We start from the raw sequence: 23,992 nt of genomic DNA on the forward strand, positions 1-23,992 counted from the left end.
TTTCATCATTGTGACAGCACGTCAGCTCTTGGCGTGCGTCGAGGAGCCGGGGGCGCCGGGGGGGTCCCCCGTTCACACCGGTCGAAGCCGCGGGCGAGTTCTTGCTCTCGCCGTGCGCCGCCGGGGCTCCCGTCCCGTTTCCGTCACCAAGGCAAAGGCCCATGTCCGCCCAGCAACTCTCGGACCTCATACGTTTCGCCCGTCACAACTCACCCTTCTACCGGGACCTTTACGCGTCCCTGCCGCCGCACGCCGACCGCCTCACCGACCTGCCGGTGGTCGACCAGCAGGAGTTCTGGGCGGCCAACACCCTTCACGACAGCCGTGTGCTGACCGGCCCGCTCAGCGAGGCCACGGTCTACAAGACCGGCGGCACCACCGGGTCCCCCAAGTTCTCCGTCTACACCCGCGACGAGTGGCGCACCTTCGTCACCTCCTTCGGCCAGGGCCTGGTGGACGCGGGTCTGCGCCCGGGGCACCGCGTCGCGGACCTCTTCTACGCCGGGGAGCTGTACGCCAGCTTCCTGTTCGTCCTCGACTCGCTCGCCCACGCGCCCGTGGACAACGTCCGACTGCCGATCGGCGGCGGCGCGGCGCTGGAGACGACGATCCCCACGCTGCGCGATCTCGCCGCGCAGGTGCTGGCCGGCACGCCCACCACCCTGTGCCGGCTCGCCGAACAGGTCGTCTCCACGGGTGCCCGGCTCGACTCCGTCGAGCTGCTGCTCTTCGGCGGCGAGGCGCTCTTCGACGACCAGCGGCGCCTGCTGGCCACCGCGTTCCCCCGTGCCGAGGCCCGTTCCGTCGGATACGCCAGCGTCGACGCCGGCCTCCTCGGCCGCCCCGTCCCCGGCACCGACGCCCGGGTGCACCGCGCCTTCACCCCGTACTCGGTCGTCGAGATCCTCGACGACTCCACCGATGAGCCCGTCACCGAACCGGGGCGGCCCGGCCGCGTCGTCGTCACCAGCCTCTTCCGCCGGCTCATGCCGATCATCCGCTACCCCGCCGGTGACCGGGCCGAGTGGACCGGCACCGGGCCCGGGCACTTCCGGATCCTCGGCCGCGCCGAAGAAGGCGTACGGGTGGGACCCGTCTCCCTCTACACCCAGGACGCCCAGGACGCCGTGACCGCGGCGGACACCGCAGGGCAGGTGGTCGGCATGCAGCTCGTCGTCCGCCGCTGGGACGGCCGCGACGGGCTCGTCCTGCGGCTGGCGACGGCCCCCGGCGACCCCGACCACGGCCGGGAGCAGCTGGCCGGGGCCGTCGTCGCGGAGCTGGAGACCGTACGCCCGCTGTATCCGGAGAGCGTGCGCGCCGGGTTCGTGCACCCGCTCTCGGTGGAGTGGGCACGCCACCGCGACCTCGCCGTCAACCCGCGCTCGGGCAAGCTCGTCCGGGTCCTCGACGAGAGGCCGACCGCATGACCGCCGCACCCGTGACCGAGGAGGTCACGAGCGGGGTTGCGACCGGCGGCCGACGCGCGCCGCTGATCCTGCGCAACCGCGCCTTCGGCGCCGTGTGGCTCGGCCAGGTCCTCAGCCAGGCCGCCGTCCGCATGTTCCAGGTCGGCGTGTCCTGGTGGATCGTCGCCTACGCCGTGCACGACGCCCGCGGTCTGGCCTCCGGGCTGTTCATGGCGGCCTGCACCCTGCCCGCCGTGGCGCTGGCGCCCGTCGTGGCGGCGGCGGTCGGCCGCTTCGCCCACCGTTCGGTTCTGCGGACCGCCGCCGCCCTGGCCGGGGCCGCCTCCGGCGCCCTCGCGCTGTGGGCGTACGGCGGCGGGCTGCCGCTCCCCGCCGTGTACGCCGCCGCTCTCGCCCTGGCCACTTGCCAGGCCTTCTTCGATCCCTGCCTGACCACCTCGGTGCCCGAACTCGTCGACGACGCCGACATCGAGACGGCCACCGGCTTCGAACTGTCCACCCAGTCCCTGGCCGGCCTCGGCGGAGCGCTCCTCGGCGCCCTGACCGTCGACCAAGCCGGCGTGGCCGGGCTGGCCGTCGGCTGTGCGGCCGCCTACGCCGGGGCGGCCCTGCTCGTCGCGAGCGCCCGCTTCCGCCCCATCGGAACCATCGAAACCGCCGAGACCGGCGCGGCCGGCACGGCCGGCACGGCCGCAGCAGACGTGCCCCAGCGGCGCGCGCTCCGCCGGATCCTGGGCGAACTGCCCTACGTACGGCGGATCCTGGTCTGCTTCACCGCGGCGAACCTCTTCACCACCGCCGTCTTCGTCGTCATCCCCCTCTACACCCGCTCGGTCCTCCAGGGCGGTGGCGCCACCGTGGCACTGCTGGAGGCCTCCCTGGGCACCGGCGCGCTCATCGGCGCCTTCACCGGCACCCGCGTGCCGGGCCGGCCCACGGTCGCCGGCGCCTACTGCCTGGGTCTGATGGCCCTCGCGCTGGCGGTGCCGGGGCTGGTCGCGCACCGCCCGGTCGTGGCGGGCAGCCTGGCCGTGGCCGGATGGTGTGCCGGGGCGGTCAGCGTCCGCTTCGTGGCCCTCTTCCAGCGGCTGGTGCCGACGGCGGACAAGCCCGGCTTCTTCGCCGTGATGCAGGCCGTACTGGGCGCTTCCCTTCCGGTGGCGTCGCTCGTGTTCGGCTCCGCCGGCGATTTCCTCTCGCCCCGGACGCTGTGCCTGGTGCAGGGGGCGGGCCTGGTCCCCGCCGCCATCGCGCTGGCCCTGCTCGGGTCCCGTACGCCCGAACCGCCCGCAGCGGACGCGGACCACGGCACGGAACCCGTCGGAGGCACCCGGTGAACCCCGTCATCACCGCGGCCACCCCGGCCGACATCGCCGAACTGCGCCAGCTCTACTACGCCGTCTACGGGCCGCACTACCCGGTGGCCCTCGGCACCGACCCGGCCGAGATGGCCCGGCTCATGGAGGACCCGCACTCCCTGTGGCTCGTCGCCCGCTGCGCAGGCACCGGGGCCCTGACCGCGTCCGCCGCCATCCACGGCGAGCCGGGCAGCCGCATCGGCCGTCTGGAGGGCATCGCCGTCCACCCCGGGCACCGCTCGGGGGGCCTGGCCGCCGCCCTGACCGAGGCGCTGTGCGCCGGGATGCTGGACACGGGGCGGCTGGACTCCGTCTACGCGACCGTACGCACCGTCGGTTCCGGACCGCAGCGCGTCGTCGCGCGCAACGGCTTCCGCCCGCTGGGCATCCTGCCCAACGCGGTGGATCTCCGCAGCCGCGAAAGCCTCGCGCTCTACGCGCGTCACTCCGAGGGTGTGCTCGACCGCCGGATGCCGGTCACCGAAGTGCCCGCTCCGCTGCTGCCGTTGCTGCGCACCGCGGAGGCCGCCCTCGGCATCCGCTACCCCGGGGTCCGCGCCTCCACCGGCCCGATCCCGGCGCCCGCGCCGCAAGGGGCCGCCGAACGGCTGGAGATGATCGAGGCTCCGGCCTTCGTACGCCGCCGTTTCCGCGAGCAGTTCCCCTGCGCCGAGGGCTGGTTCTACCCGCTGCACACCCCGAACGTGCTGCTCACCCCGGAGGACGGCCGGTTCGAGGTCTACGCCTACCTCAACCGCGCCGGCGGGTACGCCTCCCTGCTGACCGCCCACCCCGACCCGGCCGCCGCGGCCGCGTACCTCGAACCCGTCACCCGGGCCCTGGCCCGCGCGGGTGCCGGTTACGTCGAGGCCCTGGTGCCGCTCGCACACCAGGAGGCCCTTTCGGCCTTCCTCGCCCAGGGGTTCGTCGCCGGGGCCCTCTACCCGGCGATGCGCGCCGACGGCGACGGCTTCCACGACTACGCCGTCCTGTCCCGGTCCAGCGAGCGGATCGACTTCCGCGGCGTCGCCGTCGAACCGCCTCTCCAGCCCTATCTGGACTGCTACACGTCGGCCTGGGCGTCGACCCATCTGCCCACATCACCCGAGGTCGCCTCATGAATCCCATGAACACCACGAACCACATGAACCCCCATCTCGCACCGGTCTCCGTACCCGATCCGGCTCTCCTGCCGCACGTACAGCAGCTGTGCGACCTCACCGATCCGTACGCCTCCGGGCCCGCGGAGGACGCACTGTTCGCCGCCGCCATGGCGGAGACCAACGCCTGGCACGCCGAGCGCTCCCCGTTCTTCCGCTCCCTGTACGAGGCCACTGCGCCGGCCGAGCCGTACCGCACGCCACTCGTCCACGCGAACTTCTTCAAGCGCCACGAGGTGCTCTCCATCCCGCACGAGGACGTCGAGCTGCACCTGACCTCCTCCGGCACCACCGGCCAGAAGTCGCAGATGTTCTTCGACCACTGGACCATCCGCTCCGCCCAGCGCATGGTCGCCCGGATCTTCGAGCGCAACGGCTGGATCACCCCCGACCAGGAGGTCAACTACCTCCTCTACAGCTACGAGCCGGCCCCGTCCCTGAACCTCGGTACCGCCTTCACCGACAACTACCTGTGCGACTTCGCCCCCGCGCGCAGCGTCGAGTACGCACTGCGCAACACCGGCGGCGACCACGAGTTCGACCCCTTCGGCTGCATCGCCGCGCTGCGCCGCTTCGAGCGCGAGGACGCCCCGGTCCGCATCCTCGGCTTCCCGGCCTTCCTCTTCTTCACCCTGGAGCGCATGCGCTCCAGGGGGCTGCCTCCGCTGCGCCTGCCCGAGGGCTCCCTCGTCGTCCTCGGCGGCGGCTGGAAGGGCCACGCCGACCGGCGCATCGGCAAGGAGGAGCTGTACTCCCGCGTCACCGAGCAGCTGGGCATCCCGGGCGAGCGGATCCGGGACACCTTCGGGTCGGTGGAGCACTGCATCCCGTACATCGAGTGCGACCACCACCGGCTGCACGCCCCCGTCTGGTCCCGGGTGACGATCCGCTCCACGCGCACGCTCGAACCGCTGCCGTACGGGGAGCCGGGCTACCTCCACCTCGTGTCGCCGTACATCACCTCGGTGCCCGCGCAGAGCGTGGTCATGGGCGACCTCGCCTCCCTCCGGCCGGGCGACGCCTGCGGGTGCGAGCTGGAAACCCCCTGGTTCACCGTCCACGGCCGTGCCGGGGTGAGCCGCAACCGCAGCTGCGCGGTGGCCGCAGCCGAACTGATGAAGGACATGGCGTGACCGTGACGGAGACCAAGGCCGCGTACGAGCAGCACGGCGACGGCGCCGCGCACCACTACTGGCAGGGCGCGTTCATCGGCGACGAGGAGGCCGGGCGCCGCCTCGCCGGTCTGCCGGCCGCCGTGGAGGCCGCGCTGGCCGAGGGGCTGGCGACCGAGACCGTCCTGGCCGCCTGCGACGCCCTCGCCGGCGCCCTGTGCGACCCGGCCCACCCCGTGCACGCCCGGCTCGCCCCCCACCTGCCCGAGGGCGAGGACCCGTCCGTCCTCGCCGAGCTCGGCGGCCTCCTCGGCCGGCGGGAGCTGACCCGCAAGCTGCGCCGGGAACTGGGCGGCGCGGCTCCCGGCCGACTGAACCGGGCCGATCCGCGCGAGACGGTCTACGAGGCCTGGGCGCCCGTCGGCCTGGTCGCCCACATCGCCCCGGGCAACGCCTCGACGGTGGCGCCGCTGAGCATCGTCGAGGGCCTGCTCGCCGGCAACGTCAACGTCCTCAAGACCAGCAGCGCCGACACCCTCCTCACCCAGCACCTGATGGCCGAGCTCGCGGCCCTGGACCCCAGCGGCACGCTGGCCGCGCGCATCGTCGTGCTGCGCTTCCCGTCCTCCAGGCAGGAGTGGCTGCGCCTGATGTGCGCGCCCGCGGACGCCGTCGCCGTATGGGGCGGGGAGGGCGCCGTCGAAGGGGTGGCGGCCCATGTGCCGGCCGGCTGCCGGCTGGTGGAGTGGGGGCACCGGATCTCCTTCGCGTACCTGACGGGCGACGCCTGGTCGGACGCCGGGACGCTCGACGCCCTCGCGGACGACGTGTGCCTGCACGAGCAGCAGGCGTGCTCAAGCCCCCAGGTGGTCTACCTCGACACCGAGGATGAGGGCGAGGTGTTCGCGTTCGCCGAGCGCTTCGCCGCGGTGCTCGCGGCGCGGCCGCCGGCCGTGACCGCCGCTGCGGCGGGTGGGCCGGATCCCGCCGGGGAGGCCGAGCTGACCACCACCGAGCTGATGGCACGCCTGGAGGAACACCTCGGCCTCACGCGGGTGTTCGCCGCGCCCGACGGCTCGTGGCGGGTCATGGCCGACACCCGGTCCCCGCTCACCGCCTCGCCGCTGCACCGCAGCGTGTGGGTCAAGCCGCTGCCCCGCGAGCGGCTGATCGCCACCCTGCGCCCGATGCGCCGCTACCTGCAGACCGCCGGCCTCGCGGGCAGCCGGACCGACATCGCCGAGCTGTCCCGCACCGCCCTCGCGGCGGGCGTCACCCGTGTGACGCCGGTCGGCGCCATGCTGGGCAGCTACGCGGGCGAGCCGCACGACGGCGTCTACGCCCTGCAGCGCTACAGCCGCCGCGTCGCGGTCCAGGCCGACCCGGCCCGCTTCGCCACCACCGCCTGCCTGGACGACCTGGCCCGGCCCGTCGTCCTGCCGCGGCCCGCAGGCCCGCTGCTGGGCAAGGAGGACGTGCCGGAGCTGGGCCCGCAGGTGGCGCGGGCCGATGCCGAGCTGTACTTCCGCAGCGGCGGCAGCACCGGCGCGCCCGCCCTGTCGATCTTCAGCTACGACGACTACGACACCCAGATGCACGCCGCCGCCCGCGGCCTGCTCGCCGCCGGCTACGACCCGGTCGGGGACCGCACGGCGAACCTCTTCTACTGCGGCGCCATGTACGGCAGCTTCATCAGCTTCTTCTCCGTGCTGGAGCGGCTCGGCGGGGTGCAACTGCCGCTGTCCGCCGGACCGGACCACCGGGCGACGGCGCAGGCGCTGATCGACCTGGGGGCCGACACCCTCTTCGGGATGCCCTCCTACCTGTGGCAGCTGCTGCACGCGCAGGAGGAAGCGCTGCGCGCGTACGGAGGCCTGCGCAAGGTCTTCTACGGCGGCGAGCACTTCACCGAGGAGCAACAGCGCACGCTCAAGGAGAGGTTCGGGATCGAGACGGTCCGCTCGATCACCTACGGCAGCACCGACCTCGGCCCGCTGGGCTACCAGTGCACCGAGAGCTCCGGCGGCGTCCACCACCTGCACGCCGACCTCCACACGATGGAGGTCCTGGACCTGGCCGTGGACCGGCCGGTGGCTCCGGGCGAGACGGGCCGGCTGGTCTTCACCACGCACGCCCGGCGCGGCCAGCACCTGGGCCGGTACGTGATCGGCGACCTCGGCCGGGAGGTCCCCGGCCGCTGCCCGTGCGGCCGGCACGCGCCCCGCTTCGAGCTGCGGGGGCGCACCGGTGACGTGATGCGGGTGGCGACGTACTTCCTCAACCACCGGCGTTTCCTGGACCTGGCCGGGGAACAGGGCGGACACCGCGGCGAATTGCAGGTCCGGCTCGACGGTGCGGACGCGCGCGAGCTGCTGACCGTACGGGTGGAGCGGGCCGGGACGACGGATCCGGAGCGGCTGCGGGAGGTCTTCCTGACCGGCTACCCGGAGCTCCGCTCGGCGGTGACGGAGCGGCTGCTGGACCTGGTGGTCGAGGCGGTCGACGGCGCGTCGCTGGACCGGAGCCCGACCAGCGGCAAGCTCCTCGCGGTGGTGGACGCGCGCCGCTAGTGTCCTGCGCCGGAGATTCGTCGGCAGAAACGGGCTAGGGAGTCGAGGATCTCCTCGGCTGTCTTGGTCCAGATGAACGGCTTGGGGTCTTCGTTCCAGTTCTTGACCCATTTGCGGATGTCGGCTTCGAGGGCCTGGACGTTCTTGTGTGCGCCGCGGCGGATCATCTGGTCGGCCAGGAAGCCGAACCACCGCTCGACCTGGTTGATCCACGAGGAGCCGGTCGGGGTGAAGTGCAGCTGGAACCGGGGGTGTTTGGCCAGCCATGCCCTGATCGCCGGGGTCTTGTGGGTGCCGTAGTTGTCCACGATCAGGTGGACCTGGAGATGCGCGGGCACCTCTTTGTCGATCCTGATCAGGAACTTCTTGAACTCGGCAGCCCGGTGTCGGCGGTGCAGGGCACTGATGACCTCACCAGTGGCAACATCGAACGCAGCGAACAAGGTGGTCAGGCCGTTGCGGACGTAGTCATGGGTTCGTCGCTCGGGCATGCCGGGCATTATCGGCAGGACCGGCTGGGACCGGTCCAGGGCCTGGATCTGGGATTTCTCGTCCACCGAGAGCACCACCGCGCCCTCGGGCGGGTTGAAGTACAGGCCGACGACGTCGTAGACCTTCTCCACGAACAATGGGTCCGTCGACAGCTTGAACGTGTCCGTCAGGTGCGGCTTGAGCTGGAACTTCCGCCAGATCCGGCCGACCGTCGACTTCGACAGGCCACTGCGGTCCGCCATCGACTTGCGCGACCAGTGCGTGGCGTTCTTCGGGAGTTCCTCCAGTGTCGTGACCACGACGTTCTCCACCTGGTCGACGCTGATGGTGGGCGGCCGGCCGGGCCGGGGCTCGTCGACCAGCCCGTCCAGCCGGTCGGCCAGGAACCGTCGCCGCCACTTGCGGACCGTGTCCGCGGTCACCCGCAGATCCCGTGCGACCGCGACGATCGGCGGCACCTCCGGCCCGGCGCACGCCAGCACAATCCCAGCACGCAGGGCCAGAGCCTGGGCCGATGTCGCCCGACGAGTCCACCGCTCCAACGCCGCCCGCTCATCAGCAGAGAGCAGCAACGGCTCCAGCTTCGGGCCCCGACGAGGAACAGACGCACCAGCAGCAGAAGTCACACAACAACTAACGATCAACTACTGGCGCAGGACACTAGGCGGTCGCGCGGTCCCTCACCAGGCACGCGTCGTCGGCCCCGGTCCTCGACCGGGGCCGATGACGCACAGCGGCAAGGGCCTCGAGTTCCAGGACTGTTCATCCCCACGTGACAGTGGTCTATACCTTTAACACTAGGCTGGGTCATCTGAAACGGGCACATGAACAGCCGTGGGAGGCTTTATGACCTTTCATCATCTTCCGCAGCCACCTTCCGACGAAGAGCTCTACTGGTACTTCGGACCGCAACGCCGCTGGGTCCTGGTCGCCACCTCGCTCGCCTTCGTGTTCACGGCGGCGACCATGTTCACCTTCGCCCTGCGCACACCGGCGCTCTGGGCCTTCCTCGCCGTCCTCGGCCTCAACCTCGTGGCCCTGGCGCTCTCTTCCGTCAACAGCCTGCGCCAGCGCCGGCTCACCCGGCAGTCGCACGAGGTGCTCGTCCACGCCTGGCAGCCCGCCGCCCTGCCCGGCGTCGATCTGTACCTGCCGACGTGCGGCGAGCCGCTCCCCGTCCTGGCCAACGCCTACCGTGCGGTGGCGGAAGTCGACTGGCCCGGCGAGGCGTTGACCGTCTGGATCCTGGACGACGCCGACCGGCCCGAGGTCGCCGCGCTGGCCTCCTCGTACGGCTACGAGTACGTCGTGCGTCCCGACCGGGGGCACCTGAAGAAGGCCGGCAACCTCAACCACGCGCTCGCCCTGAGCGGCGCCGAGTTCATCGCGATCCTGGACGCGGACTTCGCGCCCAGGGCGGACTTCCTGCGCCATCTCGTCCCGTACCTGGCCGACCCCGCCGTCGGCATCGTGCAGAGCCCGCAGTGCTTCGACACGGACGAGTCCATGGGCTGGATCCAGCGCGCCGCCGGCTCCGCCCAGGAGTGGTTCTTCCGGTGGATCCAGCCGTCCCGGGACGCCAGCGACGCCGCCATCTGCTGCGGTAGCAACGCCGTCTACCGGCGCAGTGCGATCGACCTGGCCGGCGGCTTCGCCCGGCTCGACCACAGCGAGGACCTCTACACCGGACTCGCCCTCCACGCGCAGGGGTTCCGCACCCTGTACGTACCGGTGCTGGTCGCCAAGGGCACCTCCCCCGACCACGTCACCGCCTTCGTCAACCAGCAGTACCGGTGGGCGATGGGCAACCTCCACCTGCTCGGCGCGCCCGTGCTGGGACGGATGCGTGCGCCCTGGCGGATGCGGCTGTGCTTCTACGAGGGGATCGTCGGTTACCTGACCACGGCGGTGAACACCTTTGCGGCGCCCCTGCCGCCGCTGGTGATGATGTTCTGGTACCCGGACCGCATCCGGCCCTGGCACGTGCTGCCGCTGCTCGCCCCGCTGTGGCTCTGGCACGTGCTGCTGCCCCGGATCAGCCGGACCCGCTGGCGTGTGGAGGTGATCCGGGCGAACGTCCTGACGAGCGTGGCCGCCGCGACGGCGTTCCTGCACACGCTGCGGGGCCGCAGCGCCGCCTGGGTCCCCACCGGCACGCGGAGCGCGGCGGCTCCGGGCGGGATGGCCCGCCGGGGGGTGGCCGTCTCACTGGTCTGGCTCGTCCTCTCCAACGGCGCGGCCGCCGCGGGACTCGCGCTGGCCGTGGCCCGCAACGGCTGGGAGCCCAACTGGGGCCTCCTCCTCTACCTCCTGGTGCAGTGCCAGATCAACGTTCCGCTGGTCCGGGACCTGCTGGCCGAGCTGCACCCGGCGGCCGGACCGCTGCGCGCACGCGTTCGGGCCGCCCTGCGCCCCCGAGGCGGCATGCTGCCGCGCCGCTGGCCCGAGACCGTCGCCGCGTCCGCCGTCCTCCTGCTCACCGGCCTGCTGGCCTCGGGGTGGGTCGACCCGATGCTTCCCTGGCTGGGCTGAAAGGCACCCTCACCATGTCCTTCCTCCTCACGCCCGGCCGGCAGAGCCCTGCCGCGCCCCCGTCCGGATCCCGTTCCGGCGTCGAGTCCGGGCCCAGCCCGCACCGGTCCGCCTTCCGGCCCGACATCGAAGGTCTGCGCGCGGTCGCCGTCCTCTCGGTCCTCGCCTTCCACGCCGGGATCCCCTGGGCGACCGGCGGCTTCGTCGGCGTGGACGTCTTCTTCGCCATCTCCGGCTACCTGATCACGGGTCTGCTGGTCCGCGAGGCGATCACCACCGGCCGGATCCGGCTCGGCGACTTCTTCTCCCGGCGCGCCCGACGGCTGCTGCCCTCGGCCGCCGTGGTGCTCGGCGCGGTGGCGGTCGCCGGAGCCTGGCTGACCGTACCGCTGCGCCGCACCGACGTGGAGCACGACGTCGTCGCGGCGGCGCTGTCCGTCGCCAACTGGCGGTTCGTGTCGCAGCAGACCGACTACCTCGCCGCCCGGCACGACCAGAGCCCGCTGCTCCACTTCTGGTCCCTCGCCGTCGAGGAGCAGTTCTACCTGTTCTGGGCCCCGCTGCTGGCGGTGCTCGTGCTCTGCACGGCCCGGGCGGTACGCCGGGGCCGGGCCGTCCGCCACGTCGTGGTGCTGGTCGCCGCGCCGCTGACCCTCGCGTCGTTCGCCCTGGCCCTGCACTGGACGCGGCACTCCGTGTCCCTCGCCTACCTCGGAACGCCCTCGCGCGTCTGGCAGTTCGGCGTCGGCGCCCTGCTCGCCCTGCTGCCCTGGCACCTGATGCGCGGGCCGAGACCGCTGCGGCTGCTGTGCGGCTGGGCCGGGGCCGCCGCGATCGGCTGGTGCGTCGTGTCGTACGACGCCGCGACCCCCTACCCCGGTTTTGCGGCGCTCGTGCCGACGCTGGCCACCGCCGCCGTGATCCTCGCCGCGGTACCCGGCCGGGGCGAGCGGAACGCCCCGGGCACCTACGAGATCGGGCGGTTGCTGGCGGGGCGGGCCCCCCGGGCCGTCGGGCGGCTCTCGTACAACCTGTACCTGTGGCACTGGCCGGTCCTCGTGCTCGCCGAGGCCCGGACCGGCCCGCTCGGCTGGCCCGCGAAGACCGCGCTGACGCTGGCCGCCGTGCTGCCCGCGCTCGCCACTGCGCGCTGGGTCGAGCAGCCGTTGCGCCGCAGCCGTACGGTCTCCGAACTCCCCCGCCGCGGACTGTCGGTGGGCGTCACAGCCATCGTGCTGCCGGTCGTCCTCGCACTGGTGGCGGGCACCACGACCCTGCACCTGCTCGGCCCGGCCACCCCGGTCGACCCGAAGGGGCTGCCCCCGGGCGCCGCCTCGGGCCCCACCCTGCTCGCCCGGACCTCCGGCACCCCGCTCACGGACGGCCCGGTGGTGCCGAGCCCGCTCCAGGCGCGCGCGGACTTCCCGCCGGACGGGGCCTGCGAGGTCGCCCCGGCCGAAACCCGCAGTCCGGACTGCCTGTTCGGCGCCGTGGACAGCCCGGACCGGATCGTGCTGCTCGGCGATTCGCACGCCGGGCAGTGGCTCTCCCCGATGCTGGCGCTGGCCGCCGGACGGGGCTGGGCGCTGCAGGAACTGGTGAAGCAGGGCTGCCCGCTGCCGGAGCTGGCGGTGGACAGCCCCCAGCTCGGCCGCGCCTACCGGGAGTGCGACACCTGGCGGGCGGACACGCTGGAGAGGCTGAGGCAGCAGCCGAAGCCCCGGCTCATCGTGATCGCCTCCCTCAACCGCTACACCGCGGACCCGAAGCTCCTGGCCGAGGGCTGGGAGAAGACGCTGCGGCAGCTCAGCGCGCTGGGCGCGCCGATCGTCTACGTCGAGGACACCCCCGTACCCGGTACGGACGTCCCGGCGTGCGTCTCCGGCAGCCCCGAGTCCGCCGGCGCCTGCGCGTTCAGCCGGAAGGACGCCCTGCCGCCCGATCCGCTGGCCGGACGGATCTCCTCCGGCGCACTGCAGGGCGTACGGAGCGTCAGCGTGAACCCGGTCCTGTGTCCGGGCGACGGGCCGACCTGCCCGGCCGTGCTCGACCGGATCCTGCTCTACCGGGACGACGCCCACCTGACCAACGTGGCGGCCGTCGTCCTGACCAACCGGCTGGAGCGGCTGCTCACGGAGGCCGGGGCGCTGCCCGCTCCGGCCGCGTCCGCGACGCCGCCGCCCGGCGCGAACGGGTGGAAGCAGCTGCTGCGGGACGACTTCGACGGCCCGGCGGGCAGTCCCCCGTCGGCCGCCCACTGGATCCACGACCTCGGCACCTGCTATCCGGGCTGCCCGGCGCCGCAGTGGGGCACCGGCGAGATCGAAACGATGACGGACTCGACCGACAACGTGCGCCTCGACGGGAAGGGTGCGCTGGAGATCGTCCCGACCCGCAAGGACGGGCAGTGGAGTTCGGGGCGCATCGAGACGCGGCGCTCCGACTTCGCGCCTCCGCCCGGCGGGATCCTGCGGATCGAGGCGTCGATCGCCCTGCCGGAGGTGACCGGCGCGAAGGCGGCGGGCTACTGGCCGGCGTTCTGGACCCTGGGGGCACCGCTGCGCGACGGGTTCACGGGGTGGCCGGGGGTCGAAGAGCTCGACGTCATGGAGTCCGTCAACGGGCGGGACACCGTCTTCGCCGCGATGCACTGCGGTGTCCTCGAAGGCGGCCCGTGCGAGGAGCCGGTGGGCCTGACCTCCGGTCGGCAGCCCTGCTCCGGCTGCCGGACGGCGTTCCACTCGTACGCCGTCGAGGTCGACCTCGCTCCCGGCGCGGAGGAGGTGCGCTGGTACCTGGACGGCCGTGTGTACCACCGGGTGACGGCCGGCCGGATGGACGCCGGGACGTGGCAGCGGGCCGTGGACCACGGGCTGTTCCTGATCCTCAACGTGGCCGTCGGAGGCAAGCTCCCGCTCGCCGACGGCGCGACCGTCGGCCCCGCCACCGAACCGGGCCATCCGATGCGGGTCGACCACGTCACCGTGTCGGCCCGGGAGAGGGGCGCATAGGCCGTCTGTTCCGGCTTCCGGCTTCCGGGCGAATGCCGGCGCCCCGCTCGCGGTTCGCGGGCGGGGCGCCGGGCGCGGGGGCGTGCCGGCGGAGGGTCAGAACGCGAAGACGGCGTTGCCGTTCAGGGTCGCGGACATCACGCAGCTGTTGGAGAAGGTGTGCTTCCAGGCGACGCGGCTGCCCTTCCACACGCCATCGGCCGTGACGGTGACCGGGGCGTAGTGCATCGGGCACGCCCGGTCCGGGTCCGGGGACGCCAGCAGGCGGTCGAGTGCGCCGTCGGTGGAGTTCAGGGCCGCGCAGGCCGAGCCGGGGTCGGGGTGGGTGCCCGAGGCGGTCGGCGCACAGCTGAGGGTGGATGCCCGGACGACGGTCGACGCGTCGTCGTCGCCCTGCGCGACGGTGAACACCATCGCGGACGGGGCGTACAGGCCGGCGGGCTGGGCCGCCGCGCTTCCGGTGGCTCCGATCAGGCTGAGGACTGCAGCGGCGGAGGCAGCTGCGATGCGGTGACGCACGACAAGACTCGCTTTCGATTCAAAGGTTGAACGCGACATATTCTTTCGATCGCGTCCTTGCAAGCCCAGACTGTCCGACATGGAGACGCGTCGCACATCCATGGCCGATTTACGGACAGAGCGTGTACATATGCGCGACCGAATGGTCGTTCGGGCAGCTCGGAGGGGGCACACCCGCGCCGTAGCGGGACGCGACCGCGAGCGACACACACCGTGACGTGCACCCTTGAGCCCACTGACCTGCTGTCGGCCGTGCACGGTTCACCGAACGGCCACTCACCTTGACCGGATACATGCGCTCATCGCCGGCGCGGAGTCCGGGCCGGCGTCGATTACACGGGAGAGTTACAGATATATCCGAATTGGGCAACACGAGCCTTAATTGTGGCGATTCATGGTGGATGGAGGCCAAAGTGTGGCTCCTCGGCAGGACGCCGGGAACCGCACGGAGCCCGACCGGCTCGAACGGCGCCGGTCCGGGCTGACTGTTGAAGGGGTCAGCTTCATGTCTGCTTCTCTCGCCACCCGCCGCGCCCTCTCCGCGGCCCTGGCCGCCGTCGCCCTGGTCGGCGCCGCTGCCCTGCCGGCCACCGCCGACGACCACCGACGCGACCGGAACTCGCATTCCTCCCTCGTCATCGGCGACGTCCAGTACGACAGCCCGGCCCGCAACGACCGCTCCAACCGCGCGCTGAACAGGGAATGGGTCGAGGTCAAGAACACCGGCCGCCGCAGCGTCGACCTGCGCGGCTTCACCCTCACCGACAAGCAGGGCAACCGCTACCGCTTCGCCAACCTCCGCCTGGACGGCCGCTCCAGCGTCAAGGTCCACACCGGGCAGGGCCGCGACACCCACCGCGACGTCTACCAGGACCGCCGCCACCAGATCTGGAACGAGCGCGACACCGCCACCCTCCGCGACAACCGCGGCAACGTCGTCGACACCGAGTCCTGGGGCCGCGGCGGCCACCACCAGCCCCGCCGCTGACCCCCAACGGCAGCCGCACCACCCACAACGGGACCGGGACCGGGGCCGGTGAACCGCCGCCGTACGGGAACGGCGTGCCACGGCAACCTCGCCGCGGCACGCCGCACCCATGTCCCACCGCGTGCCGAAACCGCTAGCGGGCCGGGTAGTCCGTGTAGCCGCGGGCGTCGCCCCCGAAGAAGGTGGCCGGGTCCGGGGTGTTGTACGGACCTTCGGTGCGCAGGCGGTCCGGCAGGTCGGGGTTGGCCAGGAAGAGGGCGCCGAACGCGAGGAGATCGGCGGTGCCGTCCTCGATCAGCCCGAGGGCCCGGTGGTCGGTGGGGCCCTCGGTCGCCGGGTTCAGCACGAGCAGCCCGGAGAACTGCTTGCGCAGGGCGAGGGTGGTCTCACGGGTCTCGGGGGTGGGCTCCAGCACGTGCAGGTAGGCCAGCCCGAGCCCGTCGATCTCCTTGACCAGCGCCTCGTAGGCGGGCTGCGGGTCGGGCTCGGAGATGTCGTTGTACGTGTTCCCGGGCGAGATGCGCAGCGCAGTGCGCTCGGCGCCGATCGCGGCGGCGACCGCCTTGACCACCTCCACCGCGAAGCGGATCCGGTACTCGACCGGGCCGCCCCACTCGTCGGTGCGCAGGTTCGAACCGGGGGCCAGGAACTGGTGGATCAGATAGCCGTTGGCCCCGTGCAGTTCCACCCCGTCGAAGCCGGCCTCCACCGCGTTGCGGGCTGCCTCTGCGAAGGCGGCGACGGTCGCCCGTACCTCGGCTCCGGTCAGCTCGTGCGGGGTCACGAAGTCCTTCATGCCTTCGCCGGTGAACAGCTGCCCCTGGGCGGCGACCGCCGACGGGGCCACCGGGACGAGGCCGTCGGGCAGCAGCGACGGGTGGCCGATCCGGCCGGAGTGCATCAGCTGGGCGAAGATCCGGCCGCCGGCCGCGTGCACGGAGTCGGTGACCTCACGCCAGGCCGCGACCTGCTCGGCGCTGTGCAGGCCGGGAGTGAAGGGGTAGCCCTGGCCGACGACGGAGGGCTGGATCCCCTCGCTGATGATCAGACCGGCCGAGGCGCGCTGCGTGTAGTACTCGGCGACGAGGGCGGTCGCGACACCTCCCTCACCTGCACGACTGCGGGTCATCGGCGCCAGGGCGATGCGGTTGGAGAGGGTGGAGCCGGCGATGCGAACCGGTTCGAAAGCGCTGGCCATATTCGCCTCACAGAGATAATTGGTCGGCCAAGCATTGGTTACGAGATGCAGCGTACCCCATTACTTGGCCGGCCAAGGTAAAATCTGGAGGGCGGGTAGGATCCGTGGACGGACGACGCAGGTCAAGGCGTGGTCCGCCGACCGGACCCTGCCGCACCCGCCCCAGGAGGAGCGCCCCCATGACTGCGGAAGCCGCTCAGGAACCGCGCACCACCTCGCAGTGCACGGCGGCGCCCAGCGCCGTGCTGGACGGGCCGGTGAGTCATGCGATCAGCCGGGTCGCCCGTCTCCACCGGATCGCGGCGGGCCGCGCCCTGCGGGACCTGGGGCTGCACCCGGGGCAGGAGTTCCTGATGATGCACCTGTGGGACAACGGGGCCGTGCGCCAGTCCGAGCTGATCAAGGCGGTCGGCCTCGACCCCTCCACGGTGACCAAGATGCTCCAGCGCCTCGAACAAGCCGGCCACGTCCGTCGCCGCCCCGACCCGTCGGACCGGCGCGCCTCCCTGGTCGAGGCGACGGACGCCAGCTGCGGGCTCCTGCTCGAGGTCCGCAAGGCGTGGGGCGAACTGGAGCGCCAGACCCTGGACGGCCTCGACGACGCCGAACGCACCGAACTGGCCCGCCTGCTGGGCAAGGTGGAGACCGCCCTGTACACGGAGCTCACCCGGAGCTGCGCCGCCGAGTACGGGGAGCCGCACAAGGGACCGGGCGCCTGCTAGCACCCGTCCGGTGAGTCGCCGCGGACGCTGCCCGGCGTCGGCTCCGGCTCCGGCTCGTCACCACGAGGACTTGTCCGTCGCCGCGGCGGCGGGCTTGGTGCTGTTCTTCGTCGGCGGCGGCCTCCCTGTGTTGGGCGTTTCGGCTGGCATGGTGGCGCGCGAGCGGCTGTACTGGTGAACACCATTGATTACAGGGCGACTTCACTCAGCGCGTGCGCAATCAGAACTCAGTGAACGCGCCATCAGACGGGGGTGTACGTGTCGGACATCGAAGTCATGCTCGGTCAGATCGTTCCGGCCGCGGGAGCGGCAGTGGCCGTGTACGGAACTGCTGTGCTGCGACGGGTCGAGGACGAGGCGGCAGGAGCCACCGTGCGGCTCGGCCAGCGGTTACTCGCCCGCATTCGGGGCGGCGCTGCCGATCCGACCGCGATCGACGGGGCCGTGACGGACCTCGCCGCCGATCCTGACGATCCGGACGCGCTGGCCGCGTTGCGCCTGCAGATCAGGCGCGCGCTCGCGGCCGACCCCGCGCTCGTCGACGAGATCGCCGCGCTGCTCCCCGCGCCCGGACCTGCTCGGAGCAGCGGAGCCGGAAGTGTGGCGGTGAGCGGGAACGTCTCAGGAATCGTCTCGACCGGAGACGGTGCGATGAACATCCAGCGCCGGTGACGGGCGACAGCAAGGTGCCGGAGAAGCCGGTGATCCCGCCCTACCCGACGCGTGAACCCGGCGCCGCCGCGCCGACGGTCGGGAGCGATGGCCCCACGTCCGCCGGCGGCCGCGCGAAGGCCGACCGTGACCACGCAAAAGTCGTCGTGCACGGCGACGTAAAGGGCATCGTCACCACCGGCTCCCACACCATCAACGTCATCTACGACGGCAACGCCCTCGTCGAGATCACCAGCCTCCGTGACCTCACCGCGCATCAGCCGCCGCTGCTGCCGGCCGCGGGCCGGAGCACGCTGTTCGGCAGGGACGCACTGGTGGACGACGTGGTCGCGCAGCTCGACGGCGGCTCCAGCGTGCAGCTGCACGGAAAGCCGGGGGTCGGGAAGAAGGCCGTGGCCGCGGCGGTGCACCGGAAGCTGGCCGCCCGGGGGCGTCGGGGCCACGTCCTGTACCCGCGCACCGGGGCGGACGAGGAGGAGTCACTGCAGGCGCTGTACGGGCGGCTTGCCGGGGCGTTCTTCGGTACGCACTTCCTGCGGGCCGTTGACGAGACGCAGCTGCGTGCGGCCATGGCCGCCGCGGACCTCTCCGGTGCGCACGTCACCGTCGTCGACTGCGCCTTGCCGCAGAGCGATCTGACACGGCTCCTCGAGACCTTCCCCGGCTGCACGTTCCTGTTCACCTCCCCCTACGCGACGCTGCCTGACACCGACGCGGCCCATCTCGTCCGGCCCTTGTCCCGTACCGCCGCCGTCGAACTGCTCAGCGCCGAAGTGGGGCTCCCGCTCGGCCCGGCGGGGCTGCAGAACCTGCAGTTCGACCACGTGTGGGACGAGTCGGGCGGCGCGCCTCAACGAATCTGCCAGTACGCCCAGTTCATCAAGGGTTCCGACCAGTGGGAGCGGCGCGTCCGCGGGACCGACGAACCGCGGGACGAACCGGCTCCCGTCGATCCGGCGCTGCTGAGTCCACGACGCCAGGCGGAAGCGCTGGCCGTCGCCCTGAGCGAGCCTGCGCGTCGCGTACTGCTCGCCCTGGCGACGTTCGGCACCGCGCTTCCCGCTGCCTGGATCGCTCCGGTCACCGGCTATCCACAGGACGGCGCCGCCGCTTCGGAGTTGCACGACCGGCGCATGGTCAGGCACTTCGGCGGGACGTACTGGATCACCGAGGACGCCGCCGCGGCCGTCCACAGCCAGGAGTGGGCTCCGGCCGCGGCGACCACCGCGGCGGAGGGCCTGCTCGCGGCGCTCGCGCGGCAGGACGGGCCGTCAGGCCCTGAGCCGGACGCGCACCTGTTCCTGGCCGTCGCCCGCGCGCTGGTCCGCGAGGAGCAGTGGGCGCTCGCCTCACGATTCGTGCGGATCGCCGGACCCCGGGCCCTGACCGAAGGACGCGGTCAACTGGCGCTCCAGCTTTACGTGTTGGGCCGGATGGCGGCCGTTCGGGGCGGCGTGACCAAGGACGTGGAGTTCTACGACCAGGCCGAGAAGCTGACCCGCGACCTCCTCGACGGCGACAAGGCAGGCACGACCGTTGCCGCCGCGGTGCTGCTCGCCCCGGCGCTCGGGGCGGCCGCGGTCGAGAGCGGCAAGGCGCTCGGCTTCTTCGGGAAGATCGCCGCCACCGTCTCCACCAAGACGGGTGCCTCCGTGGCTGCCGGTGCCGTGGTTCTGGCGGCGACCACAGCGGTCGTGGTGGCGAATGCGAACGAAATGCCTGCGGGCTGCGAACCGGCGTACGCGGCGGTGGAGGCGTACGACACCGGCGACAAGACGCGAACGTATGACGAACTGGCGGCGGAGACACGGGCGTTGACCTCGGAGCTCAGGGCCGCTGCTGCGGAGGCGTCCGAGGCGGACATTCGGACCAAACTCAACCAGCACGCGGTCGACCTCGATGCCAAGACGGAGGCCGATGTGCGCGAGAACAACGAACGGATGAACGTGAAGTACCCCCCTCACCCTGACGTCATCGCGGCCCTGGCGGGCAGCGACGGGCTGCGGAACAAGATCTCGACCCTCCAGGCGATCACGGCGGTCTGCCCCAGCGAATGACCCGTGAGCGGCGCCCGCGCCCCGCACCCGGGCGCCGCTCAGCCCACCGACCCGATCCGCCCCGCCGGCGCCTGCCCTCCGTCATGGTGGATCGGGGTGTGCGCGCCGGTCAGCGAGCCCCCGCTGCCGTCACGCTGGTTCGCCACGCTCTCCGAGGCGATGGAGCGCGGCTACGCGGCGCTGGCAGACTCGGGCCCATGCCCGAGGAACACACCGATGCGCAGCCGGAGGATCCGCTGCGCGCGTACGCGGAGTTCTACCCCGAGGTCGTCCGGGCCGGATCCCTACGGCATGCGCTGCAGGCGGCAGCGGACCGTGCGGGGTACGGATTCGCGATCGCACTCATGTCACCGCCCCGCTGGCGGCACGTCGTTGCGCGGGCCCGGAGCGGCAACCGGTCCGTGATCGTCTCGATGACCCTCGGCCGGCGGAGTTTCGCCGTCAACTGCCGTGCCGACGGGACCCACATGGCCCGGGGCGGCACCGCGGACCTGTCCGAGGCCGCCGGCGCCCTGCATTCCTGGCTACAGGGGCTGAGCGTGCCCGACCTCACCGCGCAGTGGCCCTTCCTCAGGTCCGGGGAGCCGTCCGGGGCCGGGGAGCCCGGCGACGCGGTGCCGGTCCGGTGGCGGCGGTTGCGTGCTTCGGCTGCCGGCCCGCTGTACGCCCCGCTGTACGAACTCGTCGAGGCCGCCTTCACCGAACCGCGCCTGCGGGCCCTGTCTCCCGGCACCAGCCATGACTGGCTCCGCTTCGGCCGCCGCGCCACCGGTCCCCTCTGCACCGACCTGCCGATGGCCCGGGCGATCGGGAACGGCCGCTACCGCGTGCGGACGCACGAGGGCCGGGTGCACGAAACCACCGGCACGACCGAAACCATCGCCCGCATCCTCGACGGCCTGCCCGAGAACGCGGAGCCCGGCCCCTTGGAACCCGGGCCGAGTTGACTATCTTGATCAAGGTTGCGAACGAGCCCGTCGCCGCCGATCGGCCGCTCAGCACGTAGGGGAATGCGCATGACCGGAACATCTGAAGACGTCTCCCTGGCCCAGCCGTTCGGGGAGTCGTTCTCACGCGACCCCCACGCGGTCTACGCGGAACTGCGCGCCGCGGGGTCGGTGCACCGGGTGGCACTGCCGGACGGTTCGCCGGTGTGGCTGGTGACCCACGAGGCGGACGTGCGCGCCGGGTTGTCCGACCAGCGCCTGTCGGTCAACAAGAGGCATTCGTCCACCGGTTTCAGCGGCTTCTCGCTCCCGCCCGCGCTCGACCGCAATCTGCTGAACATCGACCCGGACGACCACCTGCGCCTTCGCCGACTGGTCGCGAAGGGGTTCACGGCCCGGCACGTCGAGGTGCTCCGCGACAGCATCGGGGCAGCCGTCGACGGCCAGGTCGCGCAGCTCGCGGCCGAGATCGCGGACAACGGCGAGGCGGACCTGGTGGCCGGGTTCGCCAGACCACTGCCGCTACGCGTCATCGGCGCCCTGCTCGACATTCCCGCCGGCGACCAGGAGCGCTTCGCCGCCTGGGTCTCCACCATGCTCAGCCCGCGCTCCCGCGAGGGCCTCGTCCAGGCCATCGGTGACATCCACCGGTTCCTCGTCGACCTCGTGGCCCTGCGGCGCGCCGCCCCCCGTGACGACCTGCTGTCGAGCCTGATCGCGGCGCGCGACGAGGAGGACCGGCTCACCGAGGACGAACTCGTCTCGCTCGCCTTCCTGATCCTCGGGGCCGGCAGCGAGAACGTCCAGCACGTCATCAGCGCCGGCGTGCTCACGCTCGTCGAGCACCCGGAGCAGCTGGCCGAACTGCGGGCACGGCCAGCGCGCATGGCGGACGCGGTCGAGGAACTCCTGCGGTACACCAGCCCCAACCAGACCGCGATCCGCCGCTTCCCCACCGGAGCCGTCGAGATCGGCGGCGTACGGATACCGGCCGGGGACACCGTCCTCTTCAGCCTGGCCTCCGCGCACCGGGACCCGGCCCGCTACCCGGAACCCGACCGTTTCGACATCGACCGGGCCGACAAGGCCCACCTCGCCCTCGGCCACGGCATGCACTACTGCCTCGGAGCGCCCCTGGCCCGGCTCCAGCTCACCCTGGCCCTCGGCTCGCTCGTCGAACGGCTCCCCCACCTCAGGCTCGCCCGCCCTGCGGACCGGCTCCGGTGGCACAGCACCTTCCGGTTCCGCGCCCTGCAGGACCTGCCGGTCACCACCCTCCCCTGACCACCGCTCGGGAGGCCGGGGCGGCCCGCGGGGGCCGGGGCCGGCGGGCCGCCCATCCGGCCGCGCCCGGCATGCCCGTCCCCGGGTATCGCCGTAGCGTGTTTCCCGTGCGCCACACCACCGCGGTCGCGGCCGTGACGGCCACGTTGTGCGCAGCCGCGCTGGCCTGCTCCACCCAGGCCGGTCCGCCGCGCTTCCAGGCCAGGCCGGCCGACCCGCCGGTTCGGCTTTCCGCGCGGGTCACGGCCGTACCGGCGGAGAAGCTGGGCGCCTCCTACCGGAAGGGCTGCCCGGTCCCGCCCGAGCGGCTGAGGCTGATCCGGATGAACCACTGGGGTTTCGACGGCCGGACCCACGCGGGCGAGATGGTGGTCCACGAGAACGCCGCCCGCCCCCTCCTCCACGTGTTCCAGCGGGCCTTCGAGGCACGCTTCCCGATTCGCCGGATGCGCGTGATGGCCGGGTACCGCGACGATTCCGAGGCCATGGCCGACGACAACACCTCGGCCTTCAGCTGCCGCCCGGTCACCGGTGATCCCCGGCGCCTGTCGCAGCACGCGTGGGGCGACGCGGTGGACATCAACCCCGTCGAGAACCCGTACGTCGACATCCACGGCGTCGTCCACCCCCCGAAGGGCCGCCCCCACCTGAAACGGTCCCTGAACCAACCGGGTCAGATCCACCCGGGCGACGCCGTCACCGCGGCGTTCCGCGAGGTCGGCTGGCGCTGGGGCGGCCGCTGGACCAACCGGGACTACCAGCACTTCTCCGCCAACGGCGAGTGAGTGGGCGGGCGGGCGGGTCGGTGGGGGGTGCCGGATGAGTGAGCTCGCTGTCAGTCCCGACCGAACCAGAATTCGGCGAGGGAGTTCAGCTCCGTGTCCGACGGCGCACCCAGCTCCCGCATGTACCAGGGCAGGTTGCTGTACACGTGCAGCAGTGTGTACGCGAGCAGTTCGGCCGGCTCGAAGCCCGTCCCGGTGCCACTGCCGTAGGACGCGAGGAGCCTGCGCAGCAGGTGGCGGTCGGCTCGGGTGACGAACAGCCCGACGCCCACGAAGTCGTACGCGCGGTGGCCGATCATGGCCGGTTCGAAGTCGAAGAATCCGGTCAGGCGCCAGCCGTCGGGGTCCACCAGGAGGTGCTGCCGCATCACCTCGGTGTGCAGCAGGGAGCGCCGGGGTTCTCGTGGGAGGGGAACGGAGGTGAGGAAGTCGGGAATCTGTTCCAGCCATGCGCCGGCGAGTCCGTGGCCCCGCTGCTGTTCCACGGCGCCTTCCCGCTGTCCGTCGACGAAGGCGCCCCAGTCTCCGGGGCCGAGGACGTCGGCGAGTGGTTCGGGGTCCAGTGCGTGCAGCGCCGCCAGTGCCTCGCCGACCTCGGCCACCAGTCGTTCCCGGTCGGCCTGCGGTATCCGCGGCCAGGCATGTGCCAGGTTCTCGCCGCCGAGCCTCGACATCAGGACGTAGCGCCAACCGTTCTCGTAGGCGCCGGACTCCCGGACGTGTGGTGTCGCCACCGGCAGCCGTCCCTGCACGTGGGCGAGCACCCGTCCTTCGGCAACGCCGTCCCGGGCCGCAGCGGCCGGGAACAGCTTCAGGACGTGCTCGTCACCGACCGCGTAGACCGGCTGGGAACCGTCCTTGAAACGGACCAGGGGCGCTCCGCCCAGACCCAGACGGCCGCAGAGGTCCTCCGCACCCGGCCGCATGATCGTTTCGTCGGGGACGACCGCGTCCCACTCCTCGTCCGTTTCCACCAAAGGCAGCATGCTCGGGAAGGTAGGCGGCGCGGACTGCCGTCACAACCGGATTATCCGGCCGTGGAACCCGGGACCAGGACCGGCGGCCGTTCGGGTGTTTGCGCTGGTGGAAAACGGTGAGACGCCCTGTGCGCCGCGTTCCGGTAGGACCCGCCGTCGCACGCATCGCGCGTCCGGC

Annotated in this window: 18 protein-coding genes and 1 pseudogene; 14 read left to right on the top strand and 5 right to left on the bottom strand. The window is 72.3% G+C overall.

What is annotated here, in order from left to right; translation table 11 throughout:
• Nucleotides 1-161 precede the first annotated feature (161 nt).
• From OG332_RS03435 to OG332_RS03455, 5 genes are read left to right on the top strand one after another with little or no spacing between them, the layout of a single operon-like run.
• Nucleotides 162-1,430 (top strand): phenylacetate--CoA ligase family protein, encoded by a 1,269-nt coding sequence (locus OG332_RS03435; RefSeq protein ID WP_327412020.1) that lies wholly within the window; start codon nt 162-164, stop codon nt 1,428-1,430.
• On the top strand, nt 1,427-2,767 hold the full coding sequence (locus tag OG332_RS03440) for an MFS transporter (protein ID WP_327412021.1): 1,341 nt from the start codon (nt 1,427-1,429) through the stop codon (nt 2,765-2,767). The genes OG332_RS03435 and OG332_RS03440 overlap by 4 nt, the downstream gene beginning before the upstream one ends.
• Nucleotides 2,764-3,909: a GNAT family N-acetyltransferase gene (locus OG332_RS03445; RefSeq protein ID WP_327412022.1), complete on the top strand. Its 1,146-nt coding sequence runs from the start codon at nt 2,764-2,766 to the stop codon at nt 3,907-3,909. The genes OG332_RS03440 and OG332_RS03445 overlap by 4 nt, the downstream gene beginning before the upstream one ends.
• A gap of 23 nt (nt 3,910-3,932) precedes the next feature.
• Nucleotides 3,933-5,081, top strand: coding sequence for a LuxE/PaaK family acyltransferase (locus OG332_RS03450; protein WP_327419094.1), 1,149 nt, complete (start codon nt 3,933-3,935; stop codon nt 5,079-5,081).
• Nucleotides 5,078-7,630, top strand: a complete 2,553-nt coding sequence (locus OG332_RS03455) for an acyl-CoA reductase (RefSeq protein ID WP_327412023.1) — start codon at nt 5,078-5,080, stop codon at nt 7,628-7,630. Before OG332_RS03450 ends, OG332_RS03455 begins: the two co-directional genes overlap by 4 nt.
• Here the strand turns inward: OG332_RS03455 and OG332_RS03460 are convergent.
• Nucleotides 7,627-8,748 (bottom strand): IS630 family transposase, encoded by a 1,122-nt coding sequence (locus OG332_RS03460; protein WP_442816100.1) that lies wholly within the window; start codon nt 8,746-8,748, stop codon nt 7,627-7,629. The genes OG332_RS03455 and OG332_RS03460 overlap by 4 nt on opposite strands.
• 220 nt (nt 8,749-8,968) lie before the next feature.
• Between OG332_RS03460 and OG332_RS03465 the strand changes: the two genes are divergently transcribed.
• Nucleotides 8,969-10,654, top strand: a complete 1,686-nt coding sequence (locus tag OG332_RS03465; protein ID WP_327412024.1) for a glycosyltransferase family 2 protein — start codon at nt 8,969-8,971, stop codon at nt 10,652-10,654.
• A 14-nt stretch (nt 10,655-10,668) separates the two neighbouring features.
• Entirely contained in the window at nt 10,669-13,665 is a 2,997-nt protein-coding gene (locus tag OG332_RS03470) for an acyltransferase family protein (protein ID WP_327412025.1), read from the top strand.
• A 96-nt stretch (nt 13,666-13,761) separates the two neighbouring features.
• Here the strand turns inward: OG332_RS03470 and OG332_RS03475 are convergent, their stop codons facing one another.
• Nucleotides 13,762-14,184 (bottom strand): subtilase-type protease inhibitor, encoded by a 423-nt coding sequence (locus OG332_RS03475; protein WP_327412026.1) that lies wholly within the window; start codon nt 14,182-14,184, stop codon nt 13,762-13,764.
• 505 nt (nt 14,185-14,689) lie between these two features.
• On the opposite strand from OG332_RS03475, the gene OG332_RS03480 reads away from it, so the two are divergent.
• Nucleotides 14,690-15,172: a lamin tail domain-containing protein gene (locus OG332_RS03480; RefSeq protein WP_327412027.1), complete on the top strand. Its 483-nt coding sequence runs from the start codon at nt 14,690-14,692 to the stop codon at nt 15,170-15,172.
• A 133-nt stretch (nt 15,173-15,305) separates the two neighbouring features.
• Here OG332_RS03480 and OG332_RS03485 read toward each other — a convergent pair whose 3' ends face one another.
• Nucleotides 15,306-16,370 (bottom strand): alkene reductase, encoded by a 1,065-nt coding sequence (locus OG332_RS03485; protein ID WP_327412028.1) that lies wholly within the window; start codon nt 16,368-16,370, stop codon nt 15,306-15,308.
• A gap of 179 nt (nt 16,371-16,549) precedes the next feature.
• Here OG332_RS03485 and OG332_RS03490 point away from each other — a divergent pair, with 179 nt between their 5' ends.
• The 3 genes from OG332_RS03490 (at nt 16,550) to OG332_RS03500 (ending at nt 19,821) form a co-directional block, all read left to right on the top strand.
• Complete coding sequence (locus tag OG332_RS03490) at nt 16,550-17,092, top strand: MarR family winged helix-turn-helix transcriptional regulator (RefSeq protein WP_327412029.1); 543 nt, start codon at nt 16,550-16,552, stop codon at nt 17,090-17,092.
• Nucleotides 17,093-17,350: 258 nt separating this feature from the next.
• Nucleotides 17,351-17,764, top strand: a complete 414-nt coding sequence (locus OG332_RS03495) for a hypothetical protein (RefSeq protein ID WP_327412030.1) — start codon at nt 17,351-17,353, stop codon at nt 17,762-17,764.
• The gene (locus tag OG332_RS03500; RefSeq protein ID WP_327412031.1) at nt 17,761-19,821 is read left to right on the top strand and encodes a hypothetical protein; all 2,061 of its coding nucleotides are present in this window, start codon (nt 17,761-17,763) and stop codon (nt 19,819-19,821) included. Before OG332_RS03495 ends, OG332_RS03500 begins: the two co-directional genes overlap by 4 nt.
• Before the next feature lie 38 nt (nt 19,822-19,859).
• Here OG332_RS03500 and OG332_RS03505 read toward each other — a convergent pair.
• Nucleotides 19,860-19,985, bottom strand: a pseudogene (locus OG332_RS03505) (XdhC/CoxI family protein); the annotation flags it as partial.
• 33 nt (nt 19,986-20,018) lie between these two features.
• Here OG332_RS03505 and OG332_RS03510 point away from each other — a divergent pair.
• The 3 genes from OG332_RS03510 (at nt 20,019) to OG332_RS03520 (ending at nt 22,837) form a co-directional block, all read left to right on the top strand.
• Entirely contained in the window at nt 20,019-20,768 is a 750-nt protein-coding gene (locus tag OG332_RS03510) for a DUF6193 family natural product biosynthesis protein (protein WP_327412032.1), read from the top strand.
• Between the two features lie 69 nt (nt 20,769-20,837).
• The gene (locus OG332_RS03515; RefSeq protein WP_327412033.1) at nt 20,838-22,052 is read left to right on the top strand and encodes a cytochrome P450 family protein; all 1,215 of its coding nucleotides are present in this window, start codon (nt 20,838-20,840) and stop codon (nt 22,050-22,052) included.
• A gap of 107 nt (nt 22,053-22,159) precedes the next feature.
• Nucleotides 22,160-22,837, top strand: coding sequence for a M15 family metallopeptidase (locus tag OG332_RS03520; RefSeq protein ID WP_327412034.1), 678 nt, complete (start codon nt 22,160-22,162; stop codon nt 22,835-22,837).
• Between the two features lie 50 nt (nt 22,838-22,887).
• Here the strand turns inward: OG332_RS03520 and OG332_RS03525 are convergent, their stop codons facing one another.
• Nucleotides 22,888-23,823, bottom strand: a complete 936-nt coding sequence (locus tag OG332_RS03525) for a phosphotransferase family protein (RefSeq protein ID WP_327412035.1) — start codon at nt 23,821-23,823, stop codon at nt 22,888-22,890.
• Between the last annotated feature and the right edge of the window lie 169 nt (nt 23,824-23,992).

It is taken from the genome of Streptomyces sp. NBC_01233 (assembly GCF_035989305.1).
Taxonomy (GTDB): Bacteria; Actinomycetota; Actinomycetes; order Streptomycetales; family Streptomycetaceae; genus Streptomyces.

What these genes read in the sequence shown, in the direction of transcription:
- OG332_RS03510 (WP_327412032.1), top strand. Translation starts at nt 20,019, where the DNA reads ATGCCCGAGGAACACACCGATGCGCAGCCGGAGGATCCGCTGCGCGCG.
- OG332_RS03470 (WP_327412025.1), top strand. Translation starts at nt 10,669, where the DNA reads ATGTCCTTCCTCCTCACGCCCGGCCGGCAGAGCCCTGCCGCGCCCCCG.
- OG332_RS03435 (WP_327412020.1), top strand. Translation starts at nt 162, where the DNA reads ATGTCCGCCCAGCAACTCTCGGACCTCATACGTTTCGCCCGTCACAAC.
- OG332_RS03525 (WP_327412035.1), bottom strand. Translation starts at nt 23,823, where the DNA reads ATGCTGCCTTTGGTGGAAACGGACGAGGAGTGGGACGCGGTCGTCCCC.
- OG332_RS03440 (WP_327412021.1), top strand. Translation starts at nt 1,427, where the DNA reads ATGACCGCCGCACCCGTGACCGAGGAGGTCACGAGCGGGGTTGCGACC.
- OG332_RS03465 (WP_327412024.1), top strand. Translation starts at nt 8,969, where the DNA reads ATGACCTTTCATCATCTTCCGCAGCCACCTTCCGACGAAGAGCTCTAC.
- OG332_RS03490 (WP_327412029.1), top strand. Translation starts at nt 16,550, where the DNA reads ATGACTGCGGAAGCCGCTCAGGAACCGCGCACCACCTCGCAGTGCACG.
- OG332_RS03515 (WP_327412033.1), top strand. Translation starts at nt 20,838, where the DNA reads ATGACCGGAACATCTGAAGACGTCTCCCTGGCCCAGCCGTTCGGGGAG.
- OG332_RS03480 (WP_327412027.1), top strand. Translation starts at nt 14,690, where the DNA reads ATGTCTGCTTCTCTCGCCACCCGCCGCGCCCTCTCCGCGGCCCTGGCC.
- OG332_RS03450 (WP_327419094.1), top strand. Translation starts at nt 3,933, where the DNA reads ATGAACCCCCATCTCGCACCGGTCTCCGTACCCGATCCGGCTCTCCTG.
- OG332_RS03485 (WP_327412028.1), bottom strand. Translation starts at nt 16,370, where the DNA reads ATGGCCAGCGCTTTCGAACCGGTTCGCATCGCCGGCTCCACCCTCTCC.